Genomic DNA, 26,869 nt, shown 5'->3' with positions numbered 1-26,869 from the left:
TGCTAAATTGTTGATTACGAAGCGTTTTGTTTAAATTACAGCCAACGGGTTTGTATAACGCTTGTGGCGCCTGGCGCAGCGTGCGGCTTGAAGCGGCGACAACTACAAAGTTACTTCTTTTTTCAAATTATTCGGAGCCGCGTGAGACTCAGAAGGGCAAGCTTTACGCCTTGTTCCGACCTACAAGATAGCTAATTATTTGTAAGAAACTCACTGTTTACAACACTCTTAGCCATAAGCGATATACGGTGTTGTAAAGCGGTGATCTACAATTTTAATTTTTTTGGATCAGTTCGAGTTGAGAAGAATGATAATATTTCAACAGAATTATCTTTCGTTCGATAATATAGTTTGTTGTATTTTAGAACCACAGCCCTACGAATATTCTTTGCTTTTTTCGAGACTTGAAACAGATCAGGATTCTTTGAAATCAATTCAATTGTGTGATCTAATTCTTCACTAAAAATTTTCAATTCTCTATCAGACCAATTTTCTTCTAAGTGTTCAATTGTATCTTTCAGTTCTGAAAGTGCGTGATCCGTCCAATGAATCTTATAACCACTTTTCATAAAGCTTTTTTGCTTCTGAATGAGATTTTAATTTTCCTTGATCGGCATCTTTCAGTCCTTTCTCAATAGATTCTATTTCCAATGTTGAAATTTCATTCCACCAATCGGTTTTTTCACGATCGCGAAGTTTCATGAGCTTCTCGATAATAGAAATATCGTTCAAAGTGGACAACCACTGAATCAATTCTATTTTTTTATCTTGAATATTCACTTCCATAACTCAAATTTACAACATTCGCGTTCAAATATTATATTTTCCTGAAATTTTTTAACTGCTTTACAACGGGTTTGTATAATGTTTGTTGCGAATGGGCTTGCGCGCTGTTGGCAGCTTCTCGATCGCAAAATTCGATTGTTTTCCAAATTATTCAGAGAAGCGTGAGACTCAGAAAGGCAAGCCTTGACGATTCATTCCGATGAACTAAAATAGTTAATTCTAAATACAAATCATTCTTTCAGTTAAAATTTAAGCAATGAACGATATATATTGTTACATTTTGTAGCGAGACACGAACCATCGGGCAGGGGAGAACCACCTTATTCAGTCGCAAGCCAATCGGAAATGAAACTGACCAGTAATAATATCAGAAGCAGGATTTGCCGACTTCGCGATAAGCTCAGAAGAACCAATTGTCCGCTCGGAAAGGAAATCAGATGATTTTTTTTCCGAGCTATAATATGTAACGGGTTTGAATATGAATCGTGGCGCTTGGCGCAGCGTGCGGCTTGAAGCAGCTCGAACCATCAATAGCTCGTTTCGGCTCAATGCTCCGAAGCTGCGTGAGACTCAGAAGGGCAAGCGAGTTCGGATTGTTCCGACGAATCATATTTTGATTAAAAGTAGGAATTTCAATTCAATTTCCCACTAAGCCATGATTGCATATTCGTTGTTGCCAGTAGTGGTTTCAGATCTGCTTGTCATTTTTCGTTTTTTTTCGCGCACTCGTCAATTCCGTTTGAGTGATAATTCTATTCAGTCATTCTAAGCACCCAAAAGTGGAAGGTGTTTTACTTTATGATATGTTAACGCCATAGAAATACAATGCTTTAATTCTTTTTCAGGGATTTTGTCATCAAGTTGAAAAATAATTGCTCTTTTTCCTCCAAATTTGAATTTGTCTTTATAGACTATTCGGAATGTTTGAACTAAACTTGAAGTACATTTGAAATATATGGCATATTCATCCGGGGTTTTTTCTTTCCAATCCATTCGTATGGTACTTCCATATTTTGTTAGATAACTTGGTTCTCTCCATTTAAGCGTTTCCTCAAGTTTTTCAAGTCCGTCAATTTCAGTTGCTGTTTTCAAAACTAAATCTCTCAACTTAAGTAATTGCTTTTTTGCAGATTTAGGATAATTGTCAAAAACCTCTTTAACTTTTGGATCGCTAGTTAATTCCATTCTATCTGTTTTTTAAATGTATAATGTTGCTTTCCCATTTCTGGCAACGGGTTTGTATAACAATCGTGGCGCTTGGCGCAGCGTGCGGCTTGAAGCAGCGACAGTTGTTCTGTTCTCGGGTTAGTTCCAATTATTCGGAGCTGCGTGAGACTCAGAGAGGCAAGCTTCCTCGATTTATCAGAAACCAAGATAGTTAATTATTTGTAGCAAACATGATACTTTTCAGCTCAAAAGCCATGATTTTTATACATTGTTACTTTCTGTGCGAGACACGAGCCTAAAGACTAATACAAACCATTGTTTTCAGAATAGACTTTTCGGATTGAAAATAACGAGTAAAAATAATTGCATCAGAAGTTGAATTGAAAGCAAAGTTTTAAGTTGACCGAATTGTAGATTTTGAAAACGAATCAAAATTGGATCAGATAGGAGAGTGGTTCGTCCGTTCGAGGATTAGCTTTTTCCTAATTTTGAAGTTCGGAAAGGAAATAAGATGATTTTTTTTCCGAGCGATTGAAAGTAACGGGTTTGAATATGAATCGTGGCGCTTGGCGCAGCGTGCGGCTTGAAGCAGCTCAACCATCAATAGCTCGTTTCGGCTCAATTCTCCGAAGCTGCGTGAGACTCAGAAGGGCAAGCGTGTTCGGATTGTTCCGACGAATCATATTTTGATTAAAAGTAGGAATTTCAAATCAATTTCCCACTAAGCCATGATTGCATATTCGTTGTTGCCAGTAGTTATTTTTCGAAATAGTCTAAATCAATTTTCTTAATTTGATAACTTGCTATAACTGTTGTTCCGACATTATGTTCAATCATTAAATTCGTCAATGTTTCTCCGTCAATTAAAATCACTTTTGGGTCGATTGTTTTTACATATTCAATCGCACCCTTTGTAAATGAGCTAGTCGTAATGAAGACCCCTTTTTTTGCTCTTTTTCCGTGTAATGCGCCCACAAATTTTTGAACCTCAGGTCTTGAAATAGTTGTTTCTTTTTGCCACAATTTAGCTTGTAGATAAATTAAATCTAGTCCAAGTTTATCTTCATTTATTATTCCGTCAATTCCTTCGTCATTCGTTCTTTGAATTGATTTTCCAGCTTTACTCTTCGAGCCACCATAACCCATATTAATCATTAAATCGATTACTAAGTCCTCAAAAAATTGCCAAGAGTTAATCCTTATTTTGTCCAAAAGTTCAGATGCAAGTTCATTTTGTATAAACTCAAATGTTTCCTCTAATTTTTCTAAAGGTGTTTGAGTATCGTCAGTTGAAATTATTTCTGTCTTTTCTACTTTTTTTGGATTATCATTTGTAGAATTAGTTCCCTCGTTAAACTCTTTAAATTCGTCAATCGTTTTTAAATCCTTGATTTTGATGTCTGAATTGTGTTTGTTCAAAAACTTCAATCCTCTTTCTGTAACTATGAAATGTGACCTTTTCGTATTTTCGATAAGTTTAGCTTTCGAAAAATAGCTTTTAGTCCAATAAATTCGATTGTCAAATTTCGTTTACGTTCCACTCGGGACTCTTTCGGATTTTGCTTCATCTGTGAGTTCAAAATATTCTGTCAAATAATCACGAACTTCATTTAATGAATGTTCTTTTTTGTCAGACGCAAATTTTAAAATTGGATAAAAAAATGATTGGAAATCTGGAACTGTCATTTATCGATTGGTTTTTTTATAATTACTGGCAACGGGTTTGAATATGAATCGTGGCGCCTGGCGAAGCGTGCGGCTTGAAGCAGCTCAACCATCAATCGTTCGTTTCAGCTCAATTCTCCGAAGCTGCGTGAGACTCAGAAGGGCAAGCGTGTTCGGATTGTTCCGACGAATCATATTTTGATTAAAAGTAATAATTTCAATGTAATTTCCCAATAAGCCATGATTGCATATTCGTGGTTGTGTTTTAGTGCTTTTTATTTAGAATCAGTTCTTTCAATTCAATCCACTTTCCATCGAATATTCGAAGATTCGGTAATTTCAATTTCGATTCAACCCCGTTTAAATCAAATATAAGTCGATTTCTTTTAATTCTAATAATTTTATTTATTTCAATCCGTTCATTACCATTTTCGATATAAATATAGTTTTCATCAAACTCTATTTCTGTCGGTTTGTAAAAAACCTTTTTCATCAAAATTAGAATATAAATCACGAAGAAGGAAAGAAAAATAATTGCTCCGATTTTTTGAATCCAAATGCTATAAATCAGAAATCCAATTCCAGCAAAAAGAATAATCCGGGCTATTACGTATTGAGCATAATGTAAATTAGTATTAATTCGTTTTTTTGTCATTTAATTTTAAACGTTATTTTCAGCATTAAACACAACGGGTTTGTATAATAATCGTGGCGCTTGGCGCAGCGCGTTGACGGCAGCAGCGACAGTTCTCCAATTCTCTTCTTAGTTCCAATTATTCGGAGCTGCGTGAGACTCAGAAAGGCAAGCTTCCTCGATTTTTCAGAAACTAATATAGTCAATTATTTGCAGTAAACACAGTGCTTTGCAGCCCAAAAGCCATGATTATTATACGGTGTTGGCAATAGTTATTTTTTATTCTTTGTATCATTCTTGTGCTTCTTCTTTTTATTTTTTAAAGAATTCTTACCTAAATAATATCCGTAGTACACTGCTAAAAAAGTTGTGATAAGTGTTAGTAAACCTAGAATTAACGTTTCATTCGTTTTAATCCAATATAAAAATCTATTTTTAACCTTTACCTGTATTTTTTTGTTGAAAGATTGAAGAGTAAATGGAATTTCTTTTCCATTGGAATTTAGCACTGCGTTTATAGTTAATGTTAATACTTTATTACCTTTCAGCCTTGGTTCTACAATCCACTCCCATTTAGTTGCATTGAATTCGGATAAAGGTTGCCTTATTGGACTTCCAGATGTTATAGAAAAATGTTCACCAGTTAAATGAGCTTCTATTAAGACACTTGACCTTATACTAAGTGTTTCAATTTTATCTTGATTTTTTTTTCCTAGAATTGAATCCAAACTTTTCTCTAAGTCTATTTTGGTCAAGCCATAAGATGCTAATAAAATTACTGGGTGTTCATCACCGATGTATATCTGTTTGGGGACATTAAAACTAATATTTGAGGTGCTTAAATTTCGTATTAGTTTATCTACTTGATTTACGGTTAAATTATTCCTTACGGAGTCTAATATGGACTGTTTTTTTAAGTAATATTCTAATTCATTTTTAAACATTTCCTTGTCAGGATCATTAGATTCTAATGAGTGTATACTTGTATTATTTTTTATTTCTTGAAGAAAATTATCATTTTGTTTATGCTCAAATATTAAACTGAACATGAAAAAAATCAATATGACAATGAAGAAGATTTTAAGATAGCTAAGTATTTCTTTTAAAGTATCCATAGTTAATAATACTTAATTATTTATAGTTTTTTTTATCTAGCTATAAGTTCGAAGGTCGATTGTTTTTTTCTTACCCGATTATAACCTTCTATTTTAAATGATGAAAACCAATGTAAAAATGGTTTAAAATTTTTCTCATCACTTTCAGAAAGATTTATTGGAGTATTAATCGGAAGATCAAGGAAGAAATGTTCTAGAGTCATATTGATTCGTGTTTCTAATTATTGCCAACGGGTTTGAATATGAATCGTGGCGCCTGGCGAAGCGTGCGGCTTGAAGTAGCTCAGCCATCAATCACTCGTTTCAGCTCAATTCTCCGAAGCTGCGTGAGACTCAGAAGGGCAAGCAAGTTCGGATTGTTCCGACGAATCATATTTTGATTAAAACTAGGAAATATAATTCAATTTCCCACTAAGCCATGATTGCATATTCGTTGTTGTGAGCAGTTAATGTTTCAATGTACAATCAAAAAGTGATATTCTTCCATTTTCAATTTTTGCCTTACCAGTAATATATACTACGTCATTTGGTTTGACATCAGACAGATTTGAATTTTTATTAAAATAACAATTAAAACTACCTCTTAAGCTCCTAAGCCTACCATCGTCTAGATCAGAAGTTCTAATTACTTTCATTTCTTTATTCGATTTGTAATCTCTTTCTAGATCTAAACTAAAAACTTGTGCTTTTACAGTGATTATTTTGTTGTCATACTTTGTCCTAGCCGTAATTCCATTTCTCAAATCTTCACCGATTTCATTAGTTGTATAAACACCTAATTCACTTGTTATACTTGGCGGCTCAACTGGAGTTTCACTTTCATCTGAAATGCTTTTATCCTTTGTTTTTTTAATTGTTTCACCGTTTTTAGCATTTGTGTATCCTCTTTCTATTGCCTTTAATCGCGAACTCCTTTTTGGATGAGTAGAATTCGTGTCGTCTATTTCATCATTGCTGACTTTGATAAATAATTTAGCGTCATTTAAAGTCGCACCTAATTTTTGCAGAACAAAACCTGCAAATTCATCAGATTCGATTTCTTGGCTTCTTTTATCTGCAAGATTATCAATATAGGTTAAATTATGAAAATTAAGATGATGTCCTATTTCGTGCGCTAATATTCCTATTTTCGCCCAATCATTTGAATTTTTTTCAATTCTCCCCATAAAATTATCATCATATGCTATATATCTAACATAACCGATATTTTCCTCAAACCGAGTATAAGCAACTGCATTATTAATATTGTTACATTCTACTAATTCAAAATTTCTGTTAATACCAATTACAGATAAAATTCTATCAAATATCTCATCGTATGAGTATTCTGTTTTAAATCTACTGTTTTGTAAATCCATTTTTTCTTTAATTTCTAAGCAAATCTCAATTTCTTTATTTACAAAAGTATTTTGGTTAATGTCAATTTGCGCATAGCTAAGTAAAGAACTTAGCATTAAAGTGTAAATTATATATTTCATTTTCATTGGTTTTAATTGCTTACAACGGGTTTGAATATGAATCGTGGCGCCTGGCGCAGCGTGCGGCTTGAAGCAGCTTGAGCCATCAATCGTTCGTTTCGGCTCAATGCTCCGAAGCTGCGTGAGACTCAGAAGGGCAAGCGAGTTCGGATTATTCCGACGTATCATATTTTGATTAAAACTAGGAAATATAATTCAATTTCCCACTAAGCCATGATTGCATATTCGTGGTTGTAACCAGTTATTTTTTCCGATTATAAATTTCTTCCTGTATTCCGCTTTGCATTTCCATTTCCCATTTCAAAATTTTATCAGTCAGTTTGATAATCCGCCAAACTTGTTTTTCCCCATATAGTTCTTCATTTCCATAGTCAATTGTCACGATTCCATTGTTTAACTCCCACAAACCAATAGCACTTATATCTTCAAAATTTTGGCCGAATTTGGATAGAGTATATGTAACCTGATTATCTGTGGTAAATTTTAGATTTGTTCCTTTAGTTACAGGTGAACCCTGTCCGTTATAAGTACTCTTTTCAATTATCCAAGTTCCAATAATTAAGTTCTTCTCATTTTGAATGCTTTTATTTTTCACTGAGTCGCATCCAACTAGGTTAACAATCAAAAAAATCAGAATAATTTTTAATTTGCTTAACGCTTTTTTCATAATTGGTTACAACGGGTTTGTATAATAATCGTGGCGCTTGGCGCAGTGTGCGGCTTGAAGCAGCGACAGTTTTCCAATTCTCTTCTTAGTTCCAATTATTCGGAGCTGCGTGAGACTCAGAAAGGCAAGCGAGTTCGATTTATCAGAAATCAAGATAGTTAATTATTTGCAGTAAACATAGTGCTTTGCAGCCCAAAAGCCATGATTATTATACATGGTTGGCGATAGTTTTTATTCAGTCATAATCAGGAATGTTTAAACCTAAAATTATGTTTCTTTTCGCGATCAAAATTTTGTCTTCTACTTTGAGTTCAACTATTCCAGAACCAGCTCTATTTCTTAAATTTTGTTTGATAGAATTGGTTAATTTGGAGTCATCATTGAACATAATGTCATCAATATAATATTCGTTCTTATCAGATTCCTTTATTGTCATATGAATATGTTCAGGTTCAAGACGATTTGGATAAGCCGCTGGGCGAAAGGTAAAAAAAGTATATTGACCAATTTCATCTGTTTTAGTCCAACCTCTTATAAATCCATGCCTTTTTCCCCAATTCTTTTCGTTTCCTTTAGTTTCATAAATTCCTTCTCTATTAGTATGATAAATGTAAAGAATAACATTTGAGGCCGGTGTTTTTCCATCTTTTTTATATACCGTACCAGTAATTTTTAATTTAGGTTCATTATTTTGAAAATCAGGAAGAGTATCAGTTGAAGTCAATATTTTTTGTCCGTACTCAAATATTGCCTCACAGCCTTCACACGGTCCACCAACAATTCTGTTCGATTCTGACTTTTTTGTTTGTGATTGACAAGATACCACTGACATGCAGAATAATAGTATGTAAATTATATTTTTCATAGTCTTGTCAAATTATCGCCAACGGGTTTGTATAATAATCGTGGCGCTTGGCGCAGCGTGCGGCTTGAAGCAGCGACAGTTCTTCAATTCTCTTCTTAGTTCCAATTATTTGGAGCTGCGTGAGACTCAGAAGGGCAAGCTTACTCGATTTTTCAGAAACCAATATAGTCAATTATTTGCAGTAAACACAGTACTTTGCAGCCCAAAAGCCATGATTATTATACGTTGTTGCCCACAGTTATTTCACGCGATTAATTTTCCGTTTTCAACAATTTCTCGTTTGTATATTTCTATTTGAATTTTCTCATTAAATTCATCATCTGTCAAAACTAAAGGTTGGATAAAATCCTTGTTTGCAATCATATAATCTGTAATGGTTTTGAATACTAAATCTTTATCTAAATCCTTAATAACAATACAAATATCATAATCGGAATCATCATTATGTGTATTTTTTGCTCTACTACCAAATAAATATGCTTTAGATAAGTTTGGAAGGTTTTTAATTAATTCTTGAATTTCCTTTTTCATCTCGCTTGATTCATTAAATCGATTGCTTTTAATTTAATGCTATCAGTTATCAAATTTCGTGTTTTATTTAACTCCACCTTTTCATTTTCTAAATAACTTCCAAAATTTCTTGAGGCACTTCCACGACTCATTTTTGTTCCATATTCGCCTAAACTATCTTCGCTTTCATAATCTTTAGTTTCCATAATGTGAGTGTTCATTTCTTCGAATTTGTTAAGTATATCAGTCGCAAAATTTCTTCTGTAAGAAGTGTCTTCAAGTCTGGAAGTATAATTTCTAAAATAATTCGCTATATTTTCTATAACATCAGAAGTGGTATTCATTGTGTAATTTATAGCTGCAAAACTTAATGTTTTAAATAAATCAGACAACAAGTCAATCGTAAACATATTTTGTTCGATTTTATTTAAATCAACCTTTAGTTTTTTAATCTCATCAATTTTACTTTTTGCCTCTTCTTCATCTTTATAATTATCAGTAAAAGTTCCATCCATTAAAATCCCCAAAATAGAGTTGAAGTATTTATTGTTTCTTCGAAAAATATCTTTAAGCAATGACGGCTTTAGATATTTGATAATTCTAATAGTCCAATGATGAGGAATGAGATAAATTCCTATACATACCAAAATAACACCTATTATAAAGGATGTTATGATTCCAATAATAATTTCAATAATGTTTATCAATATCTGTGTTTTTTATAATTGTGGGCAACGGGTTTGTATATGAAACGTGGCGCTTAGCGCAGTGTGCGGCTTGAAGCAGCGACAGTTATCCAATTCTCTTCTTAGTTCCAATTGTTCTGAGCTGCGTGAGAATCAGAAAGGCAAGCTTTCACGTTTTATTCCGAGAACCAATTTAGACAAATAATTGTAGCTAGCATAATTCTATTTCCGGATAAGCCATGTTTTCATATACAGTGTTACCTTTTTTACGAGACACGAACCTTATGATTAACGATAAACTTCGTATTCAGTTATTGCCTTATCGAATCGAGAATAAAAAAATGAGTAGTTACATCAGAAGTTGAAATGAAACTGAAGCTTTAATATTATTAGAAAGTTGAATAAAAGTTAATCAGTTTTAAAATCAGATAGGAGAGTGGTTCGTTCGTTCGAGGATTAGCTTTTTCCAAAGTTCGGTGTTCGGAAAATAATTCACCCGAATTCTTTTCCGAGTATTAAAGGTAACGGGTTTGTATAACAATCGTGGCGCTTGGCGCAGCTTGCGGCTTGAAGCAGCGACAGTTATTCTGTTCTCGGTTTAGTTCCAATTATTCGGAGCTGCGTGAGACTCAGAAAGGCAAGCTTTTTCGATTTATCAGAAACCAATATAGTTAATAATTTGTAGCAAACATTATACTTTGCAGCTCAAAAGCCATGATTTTTATACATTGTTACCTTAAGTTGCGAGACACGAACCATTGAATAGAAGCAAACTACTGTTTTCAGAAAATGACTTTTCGAATTAAAACGAACGTGTAAAAGTAAATAAATCAGAAGTTGAATTGAAATCGAAACATTCAGATTACCAGAAAGATAAATTAAAATTGAATCAATTTATAATCAGATAGGAGCGTGGTACGTTAGTTCGAGGATTAGCTTTTTCCAAGTTCGGTGTTCGGAACAAAATTCAGAAGAATTTTTGTTCCGAGCAATTTATGGTAACGGGTTTGTATAACGCTTGTGGCGCCTGGCGCAGCGTGCGGCTTGAAGCGGCGATCACGACTAAGTTACTTCTTTTTCCAAATTATTCGGAGCCGCGTGAGACTCAGAAGGGCAAGCTTTACGTTATATTCCGACCTACAAGATAGTTAATTATTTGTAAGAAATTCAATGTTTACAATACTCTTAGCCATAAGCGATATACAGTGTTGTGCTTTCGTTATTTTATTCATCTGCTAATTTTTCATCTATCAAATCAATGATTGCTAAACTCTTGATTTTATACTCTTTTAAAAAGGAGATATATCCATTAAAATACAAGTCATAACTCGATTTAGCTCTATTTCTATAACCTAAATCGGTCAAGGCATATTCAATAAAATCATCACTATAATAAACGTCACCATAAAAGCTAAAATCAGCAAACCATGGTTGTGTAGTTATTACAATTTCTGTAAAGGAATTATTGTTTAGGGCTAATTCCTTTATTTTAATAGAAATTTTATTAGATAAATCTACATATAAACTATTTAATTTAATTGATAAAGAACCACTGGAAGTGTTGTTTTGCTGATTATAATTTAGTAAAAGTTCAAAGCCGTTTTTTCTTAGGTTAATGTCAGGATATCCGAAATTTATATATTTGCAATATTTACAATCCTTAAAGTCATCTTTTTCTCTTGTTTTATTAATAATTGCCAAATAATCTTTTTCTAAAGGTTGCGAAAAATTGATAATTTCATCAATATTTATTATGTCCTGTTGTAAATCTGCTTTTATGTTTGCATAAATATTATTCAATACTTTTTTTTGTTGCTTCTCTTGGTGCCAATTGTTTATTGAGAGAGCAATCAAAATCCCAATGACCACGAGGATTATTTCGCCAATGGCGTAAATCAGATATTTACTGAACTTGTTTTCAGTCAGCATATTTTGGCGAATTTTTCTGAAAAATTTTATCATTGGTTAGCGGTTTCTGATAATGAAGCACAACGGGTTTGTATAACGCTTGTGGCGCCTGGCGCAGCGTGCGGCTTGAAGCGGCGACTACGACGAAGTTACTTCTTTTTTCCAAATTATTCAGAGCCGCGTGAGACTCAGAAGGGCAAGCTTTACGTTTTATTCCGACCTACAAGATAGTTGATTAATTGTAAAAAACACACTGTTTTCAGCTGCCTTAGACATAAGCGTTATACGTTGTTGGCAATTGGTGTATATCAATATTATTGTTGTTTTTAGATAATTAATAAATAATATTGCATTTCTGTTATATATTGCAAAAATGTTATATATTTGTAATATTAAAAATGATGATAAATGAGGAATGGATAGTAAATCTTTGATTAATATGCTAAAAAGTGATGGTTGGGAACTAAATAGAATAAAGGGTTCTCATCACATTTTTTCACATCAAAAAAAAATTGGAATAGTAGTTGTTCCTCATCCTAGAAAGGATATTCCGAAAGGAACAACAAATTCAATTTTAAAGCAAGCAGGGCTGAAGTAAAGTATGCCTTGCTTGGATCAAAGATATTATTCATTATTTTAAAAATACTGATTCATACACAGTAATGATTATTTTAAAAAAAAAACACGAGCTAGCTTGTGTTTCTGAGTCTCACGCAGCTCCGAATAATTTGGAATTTAAAAGCAATAATTTTGGATGTAAAGCTTTAAGCCACGCGCTAAGCCGCACGCTGCGCCAGACGCCACAAACATTATACAAATCCGTTACACGCAATTTAAAGATAGAAAAATGGGAATTATAGTCAAAGTAGAGAAATCCGCTGATGGGGTATATTGGGGCACTACTCAAAATATTCCAGGAGTAATATCTGCGGATGGACAAGATTTAAAAGAATTAAAAGAAAATTTACAAGAAGCATTGGAATTATATCTTGAAACCGCTCAAGATATTAATAATACTGAAATCTCGAAGTTATTAGATGATGGTATTGAATTAGAATATCAAATTGAATTGTCAGAATTATTTAAGAAATTAAAAGTGATCAATAAATCAGCATTTGCAACTAGGATAGGAATTAGTCCAAGTCTTTTAAGGCAATATTCTGTAAAAAAAGACATTTACATTTCGGAAGAAAGGGCAAAAAAAATTGAGAATGAGCTTCATTTATTAGGACAAGAGTTACAATCAATTAGATTGTAGATATTAAATATCATTCATTTTTAAAAGGTTATCATAATAGTTGACCTTTTTTTTAACTTATTGCCAACGGGTTTGTATAATAATCGTGGCGCTTGGCGCAGCGTGCGGCTTGAAGCAGCGACAGTTCTCCTGTTCTCTTCTTAGTTCCCATTATTCGGAGCTGCGTGAGACTCAGAAAGGCAAGCTTCCTCGATTTTTCAGAAACCAATATAGTCAATTATTTGCAGTAAACACAGTACTTTACAGCCCAAAAGCCATGATTATTATACAGTGTTACCTTTTTTACGAGACACGAACTTAATTGTTGAGAAGAATCATCAGTTTAAAGAAAACTGTCTTTCCGAATGGAGAAGATAAAAAATGAGTATAAACATCAGAAGTTGGACTGAAAGTGATTTTTTCAGTTGACTGAAGTGATCTTTTTAAAACGAATCAAAATTAAATCAGATAGGAGAGTGGTACGCTCGTTTGAGGAGTAGCTCTTTTGCAAGTTCGGTGTTCGGAAAATAATTCAGCCGAATTCTTTTCCGAGTATTAAAGGTAACGGGTTTGTATAACGCTTGTGGCGTCTGGCGCAGCGTGCGGCTTGAAGCGGCGACCACGACTAAGTTAGTTCTTTTTTCCAAATTATTCAGAGCCGCGTGAGACTCAGAAGGGCAAGCTTTACGTTTTATTCCGACCTACAAGATAGTTAATTATTTGTAAGAAACTCAATGTTTACAACTCTCTTAGACATAAGCGATATACGGTGTTAGTGGCTGTAATTATTTCAGAATGTAAATTTAACGTGGTGAAAAATATCTGGTGAACCTCCAGTAGTCCATAAAATAGGAAATCCTTTTTTTGGAATACTTATGATGGTACCCATGATTGTGCTACTATTAAGTATAGGTCGAGTTGTTTTTAAGTTTTGCAATCCTTCAAAATCTATATTGTTAGCCTTATCTTCCAAAACTTCATTAGCCAGATTTAATCTTCCATGAGTATGTCCAAAGCTACTATCGTTCGCATCAGCATCTATATCATAAATAACTGGTGCGTTTTCTTGTAATGTGTGATTAGTATGCGCTATATAATGTTGTTTCTTATTATGAATAACTTCAATATTATCTTCCCAAGTTTCTACTGAAATCGCAATTTCTCTATCAGCAATTAAGTAATTCATTGAGGTTCCAAAATTAACCTTTTTGAGATATTCAAGAGCATCAGAACTGTTTTTTGACTCTAATATTTTTCTTATATTAAATGAAACAGGAATACCTTTATTAGAAATAGGCAAGTCTATTATTGTATTAATTCCAACAGCTACACCGTAATTGTTTACTCCATTTTGACCAATCTGACCAGCAAAAGTTTGTTGTAGTATGACTAAATCTGAATTTGGATACTTAATCTTTAGTATAGTTACTGCGTCTTCATGATAGTTAGGAAGGTCATTATTATGTGTTAGGAAATTTGCTTTGTTTTTTCTACCAAAAACACCTGTTGTTGTGCAATTACCTTCATTTGTCTTAAAGTGATTGCCAGCTTCTAAATAAGAATAGAACTCATCAAAACTTTGATAAGCAAAAAGTTTGTCAAAATTAACTTGAGCTCCATCAACAATTCCTTGAAATTCATTAAACAATTCAGGTAATTGAACTTTTACTGATTGGATATATCGATTATTATTAGTGAATTCAGAAATGGCTTCTTCAGGGATTTTTATAGTTGTATTCTCCGTTATCCAGTTTTCAAAATTCTTTAAAGATTTTTTGATGACAAATTTTAAGGCTGCTCCATGTTGATATCCTCTTTCATATGAGGTATTACTTTCTAATTCTAAATAGTATATTCCTTGTCTGTACTCTACAGTTGGGATTTTTATTTCTTTGTTTTTCATCGTTTGACTGAAAGTTGTAAAACTTATACTCAATGTTAGAAAAATAAGAGTAATATTTTTTTTCATATTGTGAATATTAATTGCGCTGGCGGTATTGCCACTAACGGGTTTGAATATGAATCGTGGCGCTTGGCGCAGCGTGCGGCTTGAAGCAGCTCAACCATCAATAGCTCGTTTCAGCTCAATTCTCCGAAGCTGCGTGAGACTCAGAAGGGCAAGCGTGTTCGAATTGTTCCGATGAATCATATTTTGATTAAAACTAGGAAATATTATTCAATTTCCCATTAAGCCATGATTGCATATTCGTTGTTGCCACACGTTTTTTTATCAGGATGTTGGGCTTTAAAATAATTCTTTTAGCATTAGTAACAGTCTTATTTTAATAGTTTCTTTTTGTAAAATTTAGTAGCAATTATAATTAAGATTGTACCAATCAGTGTTGGTATTAAAAAGTTTGCGGTATTATTTTTGAAAACGTCCTGTATAGATACAAATGCTGTAACTGCAGCAATGAATGAAATACACATCCTCTTAAAATGTTCGAAATACCAATCCAATTTACCATAAGTTTGTTTTTCAAGTGGTTTATTTAGTACATACTTAAAAACATCTTTAATTGTGGTAAAAAGAAAAATTCCACCAAAAACGCCAAATATAATTGCAAAAGATTCCTCTCCTTTAAAATAAAGATTTATCGCATAGTACAACATCAAAATAGAAACAATGGTGCCTAGTACGAAAATCGTCTTTTCCAATAATCCGATTTTTTTGTTTTTCAGATTTCCAATTCGTGCACCTGTCAAAGCAAAATAAAATCCAAAAACACCAACAATGGTTATCAAAAGACCGCCAAGATAAGCTCCAGAAATTAGAAGAAGAAGCCAACCATAAAGGTATATCTGGCCTAAAATTCTATGTAATTTGCCTCCTTTTTTTAAAACAATTTGTAAAAAACCAGTAACAAAAATAAGTATTCCAATTATTGAGTGAAAAAGTAAAATCATTTCGTTTGTCATTTCGATTTAGGTTTTTTTTCAAATGTGTGGCAACGGGTTTGAATATGAATCGTGGCGCTTGGCGCAGCGCGCGGCTTGAAGCAGCTTTGTCAACAATCGTTCGTTTCGGCTCAATTCTCCGAAGCTGCGTGAGACTCAGAAGGGCAAGCGAGTTCGGAATATTCCGACGAATCATATTTTGATTAAAAGTAGGAATTTCAATTCAATTTCCCACTAAGCCATGATTGCATATTCGTTGTTACCTGCAGGCGCTGTGTTTTTCATTTATTCAAATGTTCAAATATTAGTTTGATTTAAATAAGTTCTAATTTCAATATTTACTAAGGTTGCGATTATAATTAATTCAGATATGAAATAAATCCATCCTAATTCAGTCAGTTTTTCAGAATGCTTAATCACTTGTCCAAGGGAAATCAGAAAGTAAATGGAATTGGATACTATTATAACACCTAAAAGAGGCTTCCATTTAGTTTTTACAAATCGATGGCAACAAACTGAATAAGCAAATAAGCAAACTGCGACTCCAGCTAAATTATAAACAACACTCCTAGGCATTCCAAAATACTTTTCTAATTGCCCAAGTACGCCAAATAAAAGAACTGATGAAATGAATGCTCCAATGGCATCAAATAGAAAGACTTTTCTTGGATTATTTATAAGCTTCTCGATAAATTTCAGTTTTTTTTCGCTTGCTGGTAACGGGTTTGTATAACGCTTGTGGCGCCTGGCGCAGCGTGCGGCTTGAAGCGGCGACAACTACAAAGTTACTTCGTTTTTCAAATTATTCGGAGCCGCGTGAGACTCAGAAGGGCAAGCTTTACGTTTTATTCCGACCTACAAGATAGACAATTATTTGTAAGAAATAGAGTATTTACAACGCTCTTAGACATAAGCGTTATACAGTGTTGTGCCTTGTTTTATATTACATACTTATTAAAAATTTCTCCCCTATAAACTCTTGAAGTTCTATTATTTGTACCGGTATACATATTTGAATAATAAAAACTAAAATCATTAGTGTCTTTAGATTTATCTTTATTTGCTAATATATTATCTTCAAATTCTAATAAATTCTTTCTCAATACGGCTGGTTCTGGCAAAGCCTTTCCATAAATTTCAATAAATAATGTAAAGAAATTAGATTTTCTAAACCAAATTGAATCATTTGGTAAATCAAGAGACTCGATAAACTGAAATTGTGCAATAAAATTATTGAAAATTTCAGTTTTATATTCAAATTCGTCATTATGATCAATAACCATCTTTTCAATTTCAGTATCTCTTGAAAAATACCCATCGTTTATAATGGTTGACATTAATAATAAAATATAGTGCAAATCTGACATTCTAGAAAGCTCCGACTCACTGAAAATTTGAAACTGTTCTTCTTCTATATTATCTAAAATAGCCTTTGCAGTAGAAATAAATTCTCCATCATAAACAGCATTGTGAATTTCAATTTGTTCTAGTCCAAACTTAGTTAGATTTATTCGTCTAAAAACTTCTTTTATAAGATCACTTTCAATATCACCTAAATCACGAAAAACTACATTATAATTTAAAAAATCGTTTCTTTCATCTTCAGTAAGATTTTTATATTTTTCTACATCTTTCCCAAAATCTTTTGACGTTTCTTCCTCATCTATATACTGGATTATTGTACTTAAACGTTGTTGTCCGTCAACGATTACCTCAGATGTTAGAACTTTTTCTATATCTATACGGTGTTGCCAACAGTTTTTGGTCTTCTCATTCTTTTTCCCAAATGCCATCATTTAGTCTATAAATTGATGGATGACTCCTTAAACAGGTAAATCCCATTTGAATATCAATTATAGCTATTTGGTAATTTTTATCAAATATAGGTTTGGAGATAAAATAAAAGTCATTCGGACATTCTTCGAAAACTGCATCAATTTCTTTTTCTGTTCCAAATTGAATAATTGAATCAAAATCATTTCTTATGGAATCGAATTTCCGATAGTCTATTAATTCTGTCTTTTTTCTGAACATTGATTTTTCGTAAACAAAATTTTTCGAAAGTCCTATTAGACTGTCAAGTTTACTTTTATTTTCAATTTTAAGGATTTTATTCAGTCTATTGCGATAATTAAGGGCAGGCATTTCATTCTCTATTACCTCAAGGAAATTTCTATCAGAATTTGGTTGAATTATGTAAGAACAATCATAAAATTCATCAGAGAAAACTTGCGTTATAAATTCGGTTGCGATTGTATTATAATCATCCTTTTTTTCAACATTCTCATTCTTTTTACAGTTTGATAATGAAAAAAATAAAATCGTTAGAATTAATATGTTCATATTTTTTTTCAAATTGTTGGCAACGGGTTTGTATAATAATCGTGGCGCTTGGCGCAGCGTGCGGCTTGAAGCAGCGACAGTTGTTCTGTTCTTCTTTTAGTTCCAATGATTCGGAGCTGCGTGAGACTCAGAAAGGCAAGCTTCCTCGATTTTTCAGAAACCAATATAGTCAATTATTTGCAGTAAACACAGTACTTAGCAGCTCAAAAGCCATGATTATTATGCGGTGTTACCTGCAGTTGTCGATAAACAGAATATTCTCTGTTTCAAATAATACAATTCTATCATCATTCTTATCTGAGTTAGGATCCTTGATTTTTACAAAAAAATATTTATCATTAAAATATAGAATTTTAGAATTCTGGTTTTCTCCGAATTTGTCTTTTACTAAAGATGAAACACATTCTAAATTTGCCAATTTATGAGGATTGTTCGTGGAAATACTAAATTGTATAAGTAATATAAAACTACCAAATATAACTACTATAACCGGAATTAAGAGAATAACAGAGAGAGCATTTATATAAGGATCTAGATCTGCTATTACCTTTTCTTTGTCCTTAAAATATGTTTCTACTTTTCCAATCCCTTTCCATTTGATTAATATAAAAACGATAAACCGAATTAGGAAGAAGCAAATGAGAATGAGTAATTCAATTATAGAAGGAAGAACAAAAAAAACAAAGAAACTATGAATCAGAATCCAACCGATGCTAAATTCAATTTCATACTTATATAGTTTTAGAGCGTATAGAAACACGAAAATTAATATGTTCATGAAAAGAGTAAACCCGAATTTTCGTAAAGCATAATTTAAGTTAGTATTCGGTGGGGTCAGCTTAGTCAATAACGGTTTAAAATTATAGAATTTTTTAAGGAAGAGATAAGATAAATAAATTATAGATAATATCGACAAAATCAAAATACCATCTGATACTAGTTGAGTTATTGAAAAAAATCGAATGTATTCAGGACCAATAAATAACAATTGGACAGTTTGTAAAATACCTCCTAAAATTGTTGGTAATAAAATGAGAAGTGGTAGTAGTTCTTTATTGTCTAAATAATACTTTTTAAAGCGGTTAATGCTATTTACTATGAAACTCTCCATATTTTATAGTAATTTAAGTTTTTAACAATTTGTCATCGTGTCTCATCTAATTGCAGGTAACGGGTTTGTATAACGCTTGTGGCGCCTGGCGCAGCGTGCGGCTTGAAGCGGCGACTACGTCAAAGTTACTTCTTTATTTCAAATTATTCGGAGCCGCGTGAGACTCAGAAGGGCAAGCTTTACGTCATATTCCGACCTACAAGATAGATAATTATTTATAAGAAATAGACTATTTACAACGCTCTTAGCCATAAGCGTTATACGTTGTTGGCGGTTCGTTGTTTTTCCGTTACAATGATTTTATCCATATTTTCATTTCCTTAAAAAAGTCTTTTTGGAATTTAGATAATCCACCAATGTTACTAACACAAACTGAATCATTCTCTAAACCAATGTGTTGAGCATTTGGAAGAATGATTGTTCTGATGTTTTTCTTTTTAAGATTATCCACTTTTGATTTTACTTTAGAGGCTGGTGTAGAATCATCAAATTCGCTGAAAATCATTAAAACTGGATTATCATATTTTTTCCAAACCGGTAATGGGTCAAAATTAACTTCTAATGCTGTAAACCATTGATTTCGATTGTTCAAATCCATTTGTTTGCTTGTAGGAAAGAGCCAATCTCTTATTTTTTCATCTTTCTCTATGCTTTTTGTGAATTTGTCCAATTTATCTGATTGTTTTGGGTTGCTTAAAAAGTAAAAAAAATATTTCTGTTGAGTTATTATATTCTCAATTTGTTTTTTAGAAAATGACCCATCGCATTTGAGAACTACTTCCGTATTGTAAATATTTTGTTCTACAACTGGAATTCCGCTACCTGCTGCTCCGATTGTCAAAGCAAAATCGATGTCTTGTCGTTTTTCGATTGCTTTTGCAATAATCCATCCCGCTTGACTACTGCCTCCAATTCCAATTTTTGACAATGATAGTTCTTTGTTTGACTTTAAGAAATCAATTCCAGCTATCGCATCTTGAGCAAGTTCCGCAAAATTTTCGGACGCCCAATTTCCTTCTGATTGCCCAATCCCTTGTTTATCATAAGTTAAGACAGTAGTTCCGTCTCTTGATAAAATATCGGCTAATAACCGTATTATCGATGCATAACCGTTTCGGTCTTGTGGACCAGAACCGTGTACCAAGACTATTGCTTTACCATTTGATTGATTTGGAACAAATAACGTTCCACCGATTTTTATTCCATTTACATTTGCATAAGTAACTTTTGAGCTTTTATAAAGCTGTTTTTTGGTTGCAGTATTCACAAGTTTATCATTATCGTAAATCTCAATTTTATTCGATGAAAACTTATAAGTCTGTTGTATTTCGTTTGATATTATAGTTTTACCAATAGTCCAAGTTGTAGCATTTACTTTATTCAAAGCACGATATTCGCCTGTTTTTTCGTAATAAGCGTATAATCTATAAAGTGAACGACCTATTACAATTAATTGACCATCATCAGATATGTAGTTTCCAAGTAAATTATCATAAAACTCTGAAAATAACGGTTCATCTCTTTCTGGAATTTTGGATTCGACTGAATTTTCATATTCTACAAAATCTGTATTAGTAGTGGCATCTGTTTTGAATTTCCAAATATCATTCTCAAATTCAAGAACTGTTGAGAATTTACCAAATGTAAAAAAGGAAGGCATATTTTGGGTAATAAATTCAAGTTGGTAGAAACCATTATCCAATATGTTTTCCCCTACTTTTTCACGAGTTACAATTTTAAATGTCAGCTTTAATTTTTGGTCATTACTTTTAAACCTTTCAAAGAATTCTTTATAATATTTTTGAACCTCTACTTTTCCTTTCATTGAAGATGATTTTTCGCCATCGTATAAATTTAGGACTTCTGCATTTTCTAAATAGAGGTTTGCTATTGATTCGGCATTTAAGCTGTCGTAGGCTTTTGTGAAATTTAAATACAATGAATCAGGATTTTGTCCAAAACATTGTGAGGTTATACAAATACATAAAAATATAATTAATTTCATTTTCTTTTGTCATTATCAATTTTATCTAAATACCAATATACAGTTTTAGTAGTTTGATTTTGAGTTCTAAACTTATTTTTCTTTAATACTTTATTGGAAGCTATATTATTTGGGTCAGTATAAGCGATTATCTTTCGAACTTTATCTTGTTTGAATGCCCAGGATACAATTTCTCCAATTGCTTCTGTCATAAAACCATTATTTTGAAAATCTTTGTATGTTCCATAACCAATTTCTACTTCTCCCTTTTCATTTGGCAAACCTTTGAAACAAATATCTCCTACCATCAATCTTTGTTTTTTATTAATAATATTCCAAAACGTATAGAATAAATAATTTGCAGGATTTGCATTTATTTCTGGTATGATTTTGTCCTCAATTGATTTTTTTATCTTTTCAGTAACATACCTTTTTCGTTCATTTAAATTCAATACTACTTCCAACGAATGGTCGTAAAGAATATACTTTAAAAGTTCTTGTTTATTTAAAGCCCTAATATGAAGTCTTACTGTTTCAAGTTGCATTTCTTAATTGTCTGTTGATTAGTTCAGGGTTTTGTTTCAATGACCGCCAACGGGTTTGTATAATAATCGTGGCGCTTGGCGCAGCGTGCGGCTTGAAGCAGCGACAGTTCTCCAATTCTCTTCTTAGTTCCAATTATTCGGAGCTGCGTGAGACTCAGAAAGGCAAGCTGCCTCGATTTTTCAGAAACCAATATAGTTAATTATTTGCAGTAAACACAGTACTTTGCAGCCCAAAAGCCATGATTATTATACATTGTTACCTTAAGTTGCGAGACACGAACCATTGAATAGAGGCAGACTACTGTTTTCAGAAAATGACTTTTCGAATTAAAACGAACTTGTAAGAGTAAATAAATCAGAAGTTGAATTGAAATCGAAACATTCAGATTATCAGAAAGATAAATTAAAATTGAATCAATTTAAAATCAGATAGGAGCGTGGTTCGTTAGTTCGAGGATTAGCTTTTCCCAAAGTTCGGTGTTCGGAACAAAATTCAGAAGAATTTTTGTTCCGAGCAATTTATGGTAACGGTTTTGTATAATGTTTGTTGCGCTTGGCGCAGCGTGCGGCTTGAAGCAGCGACAGCCACCAAGTCTCGTTTCAGCTTTATTCTCCGAAGCTGCGTGAGACTCAGAAGGGCAAGCGTGTTCGGATTATTCCGCGAACCAATTTAGCTAAATATTTTCTAAAAATTCAAAATTATTACCGAACAAGCAATGAACACTATACATGGTTGGTAACAGTTTTTTGTCCTAAATATACTATTACCGCAAAAATCAGATATCTAGTAAAAATGAAAATCGACTGGAAAGATTGCAATGTATAATCTTCACGTATAAAATCAACATAATTACCATATTCAATATGTTTATTCTCCATCACAAAACTAGTTCCATAAACCGTATAAAAATATTGCGATAACTGAATCACGAAATATGCAATTATCCATAGAATAAATATTTTCATTAGTTCTTTATCTGATCTAAGTTGCTTTTTGGTCAGTTTATTAATTACAAGTATTCCAATAAGCGTAAATATCAGAATCATACTAAGTTCAGTTATCCAAAAATTGTAAATAGGTTTTTGATCAAACCAAACTTGTAAATCGCGAAACATAACCTTTGTTAAGTAGGTAAATCCGTTTATCGAATTGAAAATGAAGGCTCCAATTCCAATCAGAAGAATCAGTTGTTTTTTACTTATTTCTATCAATACGGATTAAAGTTTTAATTGTTACCAACGGGTTTGAATATGAATCGTGGCGCCTGGCGCAGCGTGCGGCTTGAAGCAGCTCAACTATCAATCGTTCGTTTCGGCTCAATTCTCCGAAGCTGCGTGAGACTCAGAAGGGCAAGCGTGTTCGGATTATTCCGACGAACCATATTTTGATTAAAACTAGCAAATATAATTCAATTTCCCACTAAGCCATGATTGCATATTCATGGTTGTGGTACGTTTATTATCAGAATATCGAATTCACAACGGTGAAGAATCCAATAATAATCAAAAGTAGAATTACAATCATTAATGTGTAGAAGCCGTATTTAATTAATTGATCTTTAAACGTAATTTTTTGGTAATCCTTTTTCTTTTTAATGTTCGTAAAGGAAGAAAATTTAGGGACATAATTTGATTTTTTCTTACTATCTGATTCTAATTCGGATAGTTTCTTCCTTCCAAATTCGGAGAGTTTAGATTTCTCGCCTCTAAAAGTTATGTCCTCTAAAATTTTTGTACCTGAATGATTAACTGATTTCTCATAAATCTCGACACATTTTTTAATTCGGTCTTCAGTTGGTTCAGTCAGAATCCAATATTTTCCTGCAGAGGCTAAAAAACCACTTTCATAATATAATTCTGAAAGTCGATTCCATAAAATTGGCTCATTCGGATATTGATTAATCATATTTCTTAATCGATCCGCAGCCTTGAATTTCAGACCGTTTTGAATGTCCAGTTCTATTTTCGCTAATTTTTCTTCTAAACTCAAATTTTTTTTTCAAATGTACCACAACGGGTTTGTATAACGCTTGTGGCGCCTGGCGCAGCGTGCGGCTTGAAGCGGCGATAACTACAAAGTTACTTCTTTTTGCCAAATTATTCAGAGCCGCGTGAGACTCAGAAAGGCAAGCATTACGTTTTATTCCGACCTACAAGATAGTTAATTATTTGTCAGAAACATACTGTTTACAACACTCTTAGACATAAGCGTTATACGGTGTTGTGCGCAGTTTTTTATTCAGAATCTTGCGATTAAAATGCATCTTTTACTACATCAATTTTATGTTTCTCTACAACATTCATCATCTCATTTATCATATTGTCCGCTATTTTCTTCTGTTCAAATAAACTTAAATTTCGCACATTGTTAAAAGTTTTTTCGTGAACAATTTCTTTTTGAAAGTATTTATACTTCCAATTTATTGTTAAATGACCAGTTCCATATTGAAATTTTATGATTTGATTTTTACCATTTTCATATAAATTAAAACTCCTTTTATCGAGGTTTGTAACACTCCCTTTTCCGTCATAAGCTGCATTATTCAAAGTATTCACAATTACATTGAACTTCTCACTTAAACTTATATTTCTTAAATCATCTTTGTCCTTATTTGCATCTCGGAAAAATGAAAAAAGAATGAATAAAACTATACCGATTACTAATACCCAAATCATCTATTTATCTTTTTTAAATTAATTACTATACTCCAATACTGCATCTATAATTGTATTCATTTCATTATTTGGTATAAATGTTACATTTGAACTAACACCTTTTTCGGCAATTTTCCTTAACGCGTAATTCCCTAAAATCGGGCTTCTTATAACTGCATATAGAAATTTCGGCCTAAAATTTTCAACATAAACTACAAAATTATTTGCCAAAGCAAGTGGTAAACCATCGTCGGTTGGTATATCGTCAAAATCATTTGTTAAAATCTCCAAATAGTTATCATCACTCCCAATAACAACTCTGTCAACCGTCAAAGTAAATTCTAAATTACTAAATCTAAATTTAGTAACATCAATTTCTGTAAATTCAACATCAGATTTTTTTAAAAAACTTTTAAAAAGCTTATAAGTGATTGCTCCAGTTACAGTTGTTGTTCCTGCCATTTCTTGTGCAATTATTCTACTATTCTCACTATCTTCTAAAAACAATTCAGTTACTTCATCGTCAAAACAAAATTGATAAAACATAAGTTTTATTTTTCGTTCATCTTCATCTAATTCGGCTTGAGACACAATTGGTAGGTCATCTTTTTTTTGTTCAACTTCTTCTGAACTATCATCGAAGAGTTTAGAATAAACAGCTGTATAACCTTTTGAGCCAATTTCCTCAATATCTTTATCAGTTATGTCAAATTTAGCTTTTGAAGAATTTAGAAAGTTCTTAAATTCTTTAGCGGTATTGTTCATTATATCAAGATAATATATACTTTCAAGCGGTGTCCCTTTCATTGGATTATCATTCCCTTTTTCTCGAAGCGCTTTTAATATTTCATCTTCTAATTTTTCTGATAAGATTTTAATTTTACCTATAGAATTCATTTAGTTAATTTGGTTGTTAATAGTTGGCTAAAATTGCGCACAACGGGTTTGTATAATGTTTGTTGCGCTTGGCGCAGCGTGCGGCTTGAAGCAGCGACAGCCGCCAAGTCTCGTTTCAGCTTTATTCTCCGAAGCTGCGTGAGACTCAGAAGAGCAAGCTAGTTCGGCTTATTCCGAGAACCAATTTAGCTAAATATTTTCTAAAAATTCAAAATTATTACCGATCAAGCAATGAAAATTATACACAGTTGGCAACTGGCTTATTCTGTTCTTGCCATATCGGCATATTTCTTAACGAATATTTTTGCATCTCTCATGTTATCAGGATATTCGACGTATTTCCGCACCCTATTGTAGTAATCCGAATCAATTCCGCCATCAGTGATATGTTGATAGTAAAATCCGTTGTCAATCAGAAATTTCACTACTTTCCATTTTTCAGTGTCATCTTTTTTGGGAGGGCGAAAACGGTGTGGCATTTTAATCCGTTCATTTCCACATTCGGGACAATTAGAGATATTCCCATAATTAAAGGATTTCTGACAATTCGTACAGATAAGTTTATTTCCCATACCTTTTTTTCTAGCTTGTTGCCAACGGGTTTGTATAATGTTTGTTGCGCTTGGCGCAGCGTGCGGCTTGAAGCAGCGACAGCCGCCAAGTCTCGTTTCAGCTTTATTTTCCGAAGCTGCGTGAGACTCAGAAGAGCAAGCTAGTTCGGCTTATTCCGAGAACCAATTTAGCTAAATATTTTCTAAAAATTCAAAATTATTACCGAACAAGCAATGAAAATTATACACAGTTGGCAACTGGCTTATTCAGTTCTTGCCATTTCGGCATATTTCTTAACGAATATTTTTGCATCTCTCATGTTATCAGGATATTCGACGTATTTTCGCACCCTATTGTAGTAATCCGAATCAATTCCGCCATCAGTGATATGTTGATAGTAAAATCCGTTGTCAATCAGAAATTTCACTACTTTCCATTTTTCAGTGTCATCTTTTTTAGGAGGGCGAAAACGGTGTGGCATTTTAATCCGTTCATTTCCACATTCGGGACAATTAGAGATATTCCCATAATTAAAGGATTTCTGACAATTCGTACAGATAAGTTTATTTCCCATACCTTTTTTTCTAGCTTGTTGCCAACGGGTTTGTATATGAAACTTGGCGCTTGGCGCAGTGTGCGGCTTGAAGCAGCGACAGTTATCCAATTCTCTTCTTAGTTCCATTTGTTCGGAGCTGCGTGAGACTCAGAAAGGCAAGCGTGTTCAAATTATTCCGACGAATCATATTTTGATTAAAAGTAATAATTTCAATTCAATTTCCAACTAAGCCATGTTTTCATATACAGTGTTACCTTTTTTACGAGACACGAACCTTATGATTAACGATAAACTTCGTATTCAGTTATTGCCTTATCGAATCGAGAATAAAAGAATGAGTAGTTACATCAGAAGTTGAAAGGAAATTGAAGCTTTCATATTATTAGAAAGTTGAATAAAAGTTAATCAGTTTTAAAATCAGATAGGAGAGTGGTTCGTTCGTTCGAGGATTAGCTTTTTCCAAAGTTCGGTGTTCGGAAAATAATTCAGCCGAATTCTTTTCCGAGTATTAAAGGTAACGGGTTTGTATAATAATCGTGGCGCTTGGCGCAGCGTGCGGCTTGAAGCAGCGACAGTTTTTCTGTTCCTCGTTTAGTTCCAATTATTCGGA

28 protein-coding genes and 1 pseudogene are annotated in these 26,869 nt (G+C 32.9%); 2 read left to right on the top strand and 27 right to left on the bottom strand.

The features are described 5' to 3' along the window. Window positions 1-266 precede the first annotated feature (266 nt). The 13 genes and pseudogenes from BXY75_RS16765 to BXY75_RS16710 all read right to left on the bottom strand — a co-directional run bounded on the left by BXY75_RS16765 (window position 267) and on the right by BXY75_RS16710 (window position 11,535). On the bottom strand, window positions 267-569 hold the full coding sequence (locus BXY75_RS16765; protein ID WP_121908934.1) for a type II toxin-antitoxin system RelE/ParE family toxin: 303 nt from the start codon (window positions 567-569) through the stop codon (window positions 267-269). Then, window positions 553-786 carry a hypothetical protein gene (locus BXY75_RS16760; protein WP_121908933.1) on the bottom strand — a complete coding sequence of 78 codons (234 nt, stop codon included), beginning with the start codon at window positions 784-786 and terminating at the stop codon, window positions 553-555. The genes BXY75_RS16765 and BXY75_RS16760 overlap by 17 nt, the downstream gene beginning before the upstream one ends. A 765-nt stretch (window positions 787-1,551) precedes the next feature. After that, a complete protein-coding gene (locus BXY75_RS16755) occupies window positions 1,552-1,971 on the bottom strand; it encodes a DUF1801 domain-containing protein (protein ID WP_121908932.1) in 420 nt (139 codons plus the stop codon). A 738-nt stretch (window positions 1,972-2,709) separates the two neighbouring features. Beyond that, window positions 2,710-3,372: a restriction endonuclease gene (locus BXY75_RS16750; RefSeq protein WP_211331838.1), complete on the bottom strand. Its 663-nt coding sequence runs from the start codon at window positions 3,370-3,372 to the stop codon at window positions 2,710-2,712. A gap of 54 nt (window positions 3,373-3,426) precedes the next feature. Then, window positions 3,427-3,639, bottom strand: a pseudogene (locus BXY75_RS17215) (winged helix-turn-helix domain-containing protein); the annotation flags it as partial. An 885-nt stretch (window positions 3,640-4,524) separates the two neighbouring features. Beyond that, window positions 4,525-5,367, bottom strand: coding sequence for a hypothetical protein (locus BXY75_RS16740; protein ID WP_121908930.1), 843 nt, complete (start codon window positions 5,365-5,367; stop codon window positions 4,525-4,527). A gap of 32 nt (window positions 5,368-5,399) precedes the next feature. Then, window positions 5,400-5,570, bottom strand: coding sequence for a hypothetical protein (locus tag BXY75_RS17185; protein WP_170152918.1), 171 nt, complete (start codon window positions 5,568-5,570; stop codon window positions 5,400-5,402). Window positions 5,571-5,813: 243 nt separating this feature from the next. Further along, window positions 5,814-6,845 (bottom strand): M48 family metalloprotease, encoded by a 1,032-nt coding sequence (locus tag BXY75_RS16735; RefSeq protein ID WP_147437314.1) that lies wholly within the window; start codon window positions 6,843-6,845, stop codon window positions 5,814-5,816. Window positions 6,846-7,086: 241 nt separating this feature from the next. Beyond that, window positions 7,087-7,512: a lipocalin-like domain-containing protein gene (locus tag BXY75_RS16730; protein WP_121908928.1), complete on the bottom strand. Its 426-nt coding sequence runs from the start codon at window positions 7,510-7,512 to the stop codon at window positions 7,087-7,089. A 235-nt stretch (window positions 7,513-7,747) separates the two neighbouring features. Next, window positions 7,748-8,377 carry a dioxygenase family protein gene (locus BXY75_RS16725; protein WP_121908927.1) on the bottom strand — a complete coding sequence of 210 codons (630 nt, stop codon included), beginning with the start codon at window positions 8,375-8,377 and terminating at the stop codon, window positions 7,748-7,750. Window positions 8,378-8,620: 243 nt separating this feature from the next. Continuing rightward, window positions 8,621-8,908: a nucleotidyltransferase domain-containing protein gene (locus tag BXY75_RS16720; RefSeq protein WP_121908926.1), complete on the bottom strand. Its 288-nt coding sequence runs from the start codon at window positions 8,906-8,908 to the stop codon at window positions 8,621-8,623. Then, complete coding sequence (locus BXY75_RS16715; protein ID WP_121908925.1) at window positions 8,905-9,594, bottom strand: hypothetical protein; 690 nt, start codon at window positions 9,592-9,594, stop codon at window positions 8,905-8,907. The genes BXY75_RS16720 and BXY75_RS16715 overlap by 4 nt, the downstream gene beginning before the upstream one ends. Before the next feature lie 1,203 nt (window positions 9,595-10,797). Continuing rightward, a complete protein-coding gene (locus BXY75_RS16710) occupies window positions 10,798-11,535 on the bottom strand; it encodes a DUF6090 family protein (RefSeq protein ID WP_147437313.1) in 738 nt (245 codons plus the stop codon). A gap of 361 nt (window positions 11,536-11,896) precedes the next feature. Between BXY75_RS16710 and BXY75_RS16705 the strand changes: the two genes are divergently transcribed. Both BXY75_RS16705 and BXY75_RS16695 read left to right on the top strand, forming a co-directional pair. Further along, complete coding sequence (locus tag BXY75_RS16705) at window positions 11,897-12,079, top strand: type II toxin-antitoxin system HicA family toxin (RefSeq protein WP_121908923.1); 183 nt, start codon at window positions 11,897-11,899, stop codon at window positions 12,077-12,079. 249 nt (window positions 12,080-12,328) lie between these two features. Continuing rightward, window positions 12,329-12,739, top strand: coding sequence for a type II toxin-antitoxin system HicB family antitoxin (locus BXY75_RS16695; protein ID WP_121908921.1), 411 nt, complete (start codon window positions 12,329-12,331; stop codon window positions 12,737-12,739). Window positions 12,740-13,508: 769 nt separating this feature from the next. Here the strand turns inward: BXY75_RS16695 and BXY75_RS16690 are convergent. The 14 genes from BXY75_RS16690 to BXY75_RS16625 all read right to left on the bottom strand — a co-directional run bounded on the left by BXY75_RS16690 (window position 13,509) and on the right by BXY75_RS16625 (window position 26,277). Continuing rightward, entirely contained in the window at window positions 13,509-14,687 is a 1,179-nt protein-coding gene (locus tag BXY75_RS16690; RefSeq protein WP_121908920.1) for a C45 family autoproteolytic acyltransferase/hydolase, read from the bottom strand. A 308-nt stretch (window positions 14,688-14,995) separates the two neighbouring features. Further along, window positions 14,996-15,625, bottom strand: coding sequence for a hypothetical protein (locus BXY75_RS16685; RefSeq protein WP_147437312.1), 630 nt, complete (start codon window positions 15,623-15,625; stop codon window positions 14,996-14,998). Window positions 15,626-15,913: 288 nt separating this feature from the next. Next, the gene (locus BXY75_RS16680) at window positions 15,914-16,393 is read right to left on the bottom strand and encodes a hypothetical protein (RefSeq protein WP_121908918.1); all 480 of its coding nucleotides are present in this window, start codon (window positions 16,391-16,393) and stop codon (window positions 15,914-15,916) included. Between the two features lie 161 nt (window positions 16,394-16,554). Beyond that, window positions 16,555-17,412 carry a DUF262 domain-containing protein gene (locus BXY75_RS16675; RefSeq protein WP_121908917.1) on the bottom strand — a complete coding sequence of 286 codons (858 nt, stop codon included), beginning with the start codon at window positions 17,410-17,412 and terminating at the stop codon, window positions 16,555-16,557. Further along, window positions 17,387-17,959: a hypothetical protein gene (locus BXY75_RS16670; RefSeq protein WP_121908916.1), complete on the bottom strand. Its 573-nt coding sequence runs from the start codon at window positions 17,957-17,959 to the stop codon at window positions 17,387-17,389. Before BXY75_RS16670 ends, BXY75_RS16675 begins: the two co-directional genes overlap by 26 nt. 229 nt (window positions 17,960-18,188) lie before the next feature. Next, window positions 18,189-18,737 carry a hypothetical protein gene (locus BXY75_RS17035; protein WP_147437311.1) on the bottom strand — a complete coding sequence of 183 codons (549 nt, stop codon included), beginning with the start codon at window positions 18,735-18,737 and terminating at the stop codon, window positions 18,189-18,191. Between the two features lie 622 nt (window positions 18,738-19,359). Next, on the bottom strand, window positions 19,360-21,075 hold the full coding sequence (locus BXY75_RS16660; RefSeq protein ID WP_121908914.1) for an alpha/beta hydrolase: 1,716 nt from the start codon (window positions 21,073-21,075) through the stop codon (window positions 19,360-19,362). Continuing rightward, window positions 21,072-21,599 carry a GNAT family N-acetyltransferase gene (locus tag BXY75_RS16655; RefSeq protein WP_121908913.1) on the bottom strand — a complete coding sequence of 176 codons (528 nt, stop codon included), beginning with the start codon at window positions 21,597-21,599 and terminating at the stop codon, window positions 21,072-21,074. Before BXY75_RS16655 ends, BXY75_RS16660 begins: the two co-directional genes overlap by 4 nt. 723 nt (window positions 21,600-22,322) lie before the next feature. Beyond that, a complete protein-coding gene (locus tag BXY75_RS16650) occupies window positions 22,323-22,811 on the bottom strand; it encodes a hypothetical protein (protein ID WP_121908912.1) in 489 nt (162 codons plus the stop codon). A 250-nt stretch (window positions 22,812-23,061) separates the two neighbouring features. Beyond that, a complete protein-coding gene (locus BXY75_RS16645; protein ID WP_121908911.1) occupies window positions 23,062-23,589 on the bottom strand; it encodes a DUF6584 family protein in 528 nt (175 codons plus the stop codon). Window positions 23,590-23,852: 263 nt separating this feature from the next. Then, complete coding sequence (locus tag BXY75_RS16640) at window positions 23,853-24,275, bottom strand: forkhead box protein (RefSeq protein WP_121908910.1); 423 nt, start codon at window positions 24,273-24,275, stop codon at window positions 23,853-23,855. A gap of 18 nt (window positions 24,276-24,293) precedes the next feature. Further along, window positions 24,294-25,151 carry a hypothetical protein gene (locus tag BXY75_RS16635; protein ID WP_121908909.1) on the bottom strand — a complete coding sequence of 286 codons (858 nt, stop codon included), beginning with the start codon at window positions 25,149-25,151 and terminating at the stop codon, window positions 24,294-24,296. A 260-nt stretch (window positions 25,152-25,411) separates the two neighbouring features. Beyond that, window positions 25,412-25,723, bottom strand: a complete 312-nt coding sequence (locus BXY75_RS16630; RefSeq protein WP_121908908.1) for a hypothetical protein — start codon at window positions 25,721-25,723, stop codon at window positions 25,412-25,414. 242 nt (window positions 25,724-25,965) lie between these two features. After that, window positions 25,966-26,277, bottom strand: coding sequence for a hypothetical protein (locus tag BXY75_RS16625; protein WP_147437309.1), 312 nt, complete (start codon window positions 26,275-26,277; stop codon window positions 25,966-25,968). Window positions 26,278-26,869 lie beyond the last annotated feature (592 nt).

It is taken from the genome of Ulvibacter antarcticus (genome assembly GCF_003688405.1).
GTDB lineage: Bacteria > Bacteroidota > Bacteroidia > Flavobacteriales > Flavobacteriaceae > Ulvibacter > Ulvibacter antarcticus.
The sequence above is the reverse complement of the archived record's forward strand: the minus strand, read 5'-3'. Positions and strand labels throughout refer to the sequence as shown.